This is a genomic window from Neptunicoccus sediminis, from assembly GCF_001719615.1.
Lineage (GTDB): Bacteria > Pseudomonadota > Alphaproteobacteria > Rhodobacterales > Rhodobacteraceae > Amylibacter > Amylibacter sediminis.
On the sequence record NZ_MDVX01000031.1, the window covers coordinates 1 to 2,651 of the forward strand.

At 59.0% G+C, this 2,651-nt stretch carries 6 protein-coding genes; 2 read left to right on the forward strand and 4 right to left on the reverse strand.

Annotated elements, in window-relative coordinates; translation table 11 throughout:
- Positions 1–138: 138 nt before the first annotated feature.
- From BFV97_RS17105 to BFV97_RS17120, 4 genes are all read right to left on the reverse strand, one after another.
- Positions 139–417 carry a VirB3 family type IV secretion system protein gene (locus BFV97_RS17105; RefSeq protein WP_012187324.1) on the reverse strand — a complete coding sequence of 93 codons (279 nt, stop codon included), beginning with the start codon at positions 415–417 and terminating at the stop codon, positions 139–141.
- On the reverse strand, positions 410–694 hold the full coding sequence (locus BFV97_RS17110; protein WP_037931816.1) for a TrbC/VirB2 family protein: 285 nt from the start codon (positions 692–694) through the stop codon (positions 410–412). Before BFV97_RS17110 ends, BFV97_RS17105 begins: the two co-directional genes overlap by 8 nt.
- A gap of 107 nt (positions 695–801) precedes the next feature.
- Positions 802–1,422, reverse strand: coding sequence for a lytic transglycosylase domain-containing protein (locus BFV97_RS17115; RefSeq protein ID WP_069301609.1), 621 nt, complete (start codon positions 1,420–1,422; stop codon positions 802–804).
- Between the two features lie 43 nt (positions 1,423–1,465).
- Positions 1,466–1,834, reverse strand: a complete 369-nt coding sequence (locus BFV97_RS17120; protein WP_047997960.1) for a hypothetical protein — start codon at positions 1,832–1,834, stop codon at positions 1,466–1,468.
- 201 nt (positions 1,835–2,035) lie between these two features.
- Between BFV97_RS17120 and BFV97_RS17125 the strand changes: the two genes are divergently transcribed.
- Together BFV97_RS17125 and BFV97_RS17130 are read left to right on the forward strand one after the other, a co-directional pair.
- A complete protein-coding gene (locus tag BFV97_RS17125; RefSeq protein ID WP_069301610.1) occupies positions 2,036–2,296 on the forward strand; it encodes a hypothetical protein in 261 nt (86 codons plus the stop codon).
- A gap of 124 nt (positions 2,297–2,420) precedes the next feature.
- Positions 2,421–2,651: helix-turn-helix domain-containing protein (locus BFV97_RS17130; protein WP_069301611.1), on the forward strand; the 231-nt coding region annotated here is incomplete at its 3' end.

Here is a 2,651-nt window from a genome sequence, read left to right on the forward strand (position 1 = left end):
AAGAGCTCGTTCACCCGTGTCCGCACGGTCTGGTCGTCAACGAGGCTCACATAGGGCAGCATATGCGCGAGGCGGGTCTCGCGCGCATACCAGTCCGGCGTCATTGTGCGGGCATCGAGCGCAGCATCACGGGCGTCATCACGGGGCATAGCTGTCCCCGCCATGGATGGACCTGTTGCGCGTGGGTGGCGTCTCCTGCAGCGCCGTCATCATCACGTCGATGAAACGCGGGTCCCAATCCGCGGCCTTCCACAGCACCGGATAGAGAAGGGCGGCGACACCCAGCACCGCGATATGCTGGACCCAGACGAACAGGAGCACCGAGCCAAAGAGCCAGACCATCGCATACATGATGGGCAGGCCCAGAAGCTTGGGCGGCCGCACGAGGCCGAGAAAGAGAGGCGCGCGCTCAGCCACCGGCAAAGACCGCGGCAACGATGGTGGGGGCAGCCGCGACACCAGCGATGCCCACGAGGACCCAAAGCGCTTGGCGCAGGTCGATGATGTTGAAGAACCAGCTCAAGAAAACGCCGAGGACCGCGAGTGTGGCGATGACCACACCAAGAGGTCCGGTCAGCGCATCGACAATGCCCTGCAACAAGCTCTGGATCGGGGAAAGATCGATGCTCTGTGCAAGGGCGGGCTCGGCAATGAATAGGAATAGCGCCAGCGAGGCGACAAAGAGGTTTGAAATCCAACTTGTTTGGAAAAAGCGGTATCGCCAATGCACTGCCGCGCTGCGCGCTCTCGTGACATTGCCGATAAGTGTTTTGAGGAATGATTTCCAAAAAGGTTGGGACATCATGAATTTGATCCTTCCAATCGGGCCACGACAGCCATGACGCGGGCCACGTGGTTCTGGGTTTCTCTGTAAGGGGGAATGCCACCGTACTGGCGTACGGCGTCCGGCCCGGCGTTGTAGGCTGCCAGCGCCAAATGCGGATCGCCGAAGCTTTCCAGCATCATTGTCAGGTAGCGGGCGGAGCCGTCGAGGTTCTGCAGCGCGTCATGAGGATCCACACCGAGATCTCGGGCAGTAGCAGGCATCAATTGGCCCAGACCAATGGCGCCCGCGCTCGAGACGGCATTCTGCCTGTAGGCGCTTTCCACCTCGATATTGGCCCGGTAGAGAGCCAGCCAATCCGTGACGGACAGTCCCGCGCGGCGCAGGCCGGGATGGCCGACATAGCGCAGGGCTGTTGCCTCGATGCCCAAGAGAACGTCTGCGCGGGGCAGGGGTGCTGGCTGGGCGAGTGCCGCAAACGTCAGCGAGTCAAGTTCGGAAGCTGCTTCAGTCTCACCAAGAATGGCCAAACCATCGGACGCCGATCCCAGACCAACGCCGTCATTGTAGTTTCGAGCAAAACCGCTCTGAGACCGCGACGGGGTCAGAGAGCCGTCGCTCTCCATGATCAGGACCATTTGCGCTGAGGCAGGTGCTGCGACCAGACAGAGACAGATGAGGTTAGTTGCCAGTGCCCAAGTCTGATGGGGCTTTGTCTGGCGGGGCGAGTTTATGCGTACGGCTTGTACCCGCCTCAAGCGGCAGGTCGACATGCGCAAAGCCAAGGCCAATGAAGAAAGACACCACGCCGGAGATCGTCTTGAATTCGCGGATCTTGATATCGTTGTAGGTCGTCCGCGTGCGGGCGGTGACGAGGAGCTTTTCCACGCCGTCATCAGAGACAACGCGCATGATCCAGACCCCGTAATAGCTGGGGCCTTTCTTATGTGCCGACTCCTGGCACAGGATTTCTGCGCTATAGCCGCTTTCCACGAGCTCGCGGAACCTGGCTTCCGTAACCACATTTGGTGCTTCGATGTCCCAGTTCATGGCCCGGCTCACGCTTTCTCCAATGGCGCGACCCTGGGCATTCCTACTTGAAGCCCAGAGTTACGATAGTATACTATCAACCGCAAGATGTAATATCATGCTTTAGCTGTAGTTTGGTTACGCAAACACTAGTCACGGCCAGTGTCCGCGATCAAGGAGATAACAGGTTTGAGAAACCCAAGGTTGAGAGGCCAACACCTATTGGCGGCTGTATCGATACTCCTGGTTGTCCCTGGCGCGGGTTTCGCAGAATCCTGCTTCGCCCCGGCCCGTCCTTTCCTGCCAAGCGATTCGCAGGCAGCGCGGGACTATGCAGACATCATCCGTGGCGATTTCGAAGATTACATCCAGGATATCCAGAGCTACTTCCGTTGCCTAGACGGCGAACGGGCCCGCGCCTTCGAGGAAGCGCGCGAAGTCAGCGAGGACTATGGCCGATTTCTGCAATTGGTAGGGGATTGATGGGCAACCTCGGGAGCATCAGACTTGCAGCCCATGGAAACCAGACGCCGATAACACCCTCAAATATCTACTTTTTAGATAACAGATTTCATCCGCTAGCGACGTCACAAAAGGTATGTGACGCGTGGCAAAGACAATCAGAAGCACTGGACAGGTGGCACTCTGCCAAGCATTGGTCGACGCCCGCATCAAGGCGGGCCTCGGTCAGGAGGACTTGGCGGTCAAGCTCAAGTGCCATCAATCCCTCGTGGCGCGCATTGAAAGCGGTCAGCGCCGGGTCGACGTCGTCGAGCTGGTCGTCCTCGCCCGGGCCATCGGCTTTGACCCCTTCGATGTTCTGGCGATCGTTGAAGCA

What these genes read in the sequence shown, in the direction of transcription:
- BFV97_RS17115 (WP_069301609.1), bottom strand. Translation starts at nt 1,422, where the DNA reads ATGGTCCTGATCATGGAGAGCGACGGCTCTCTGACCCCGTCGCGGTCT.
- BFV97_RS17120 (WP_047997960.1), bottom strand. Translation starts at nt 1,834, where the DNA reads ATGAACTGGGACATCGAAGCACCAAATGTGGTTACGGAAGCCAGGTTC.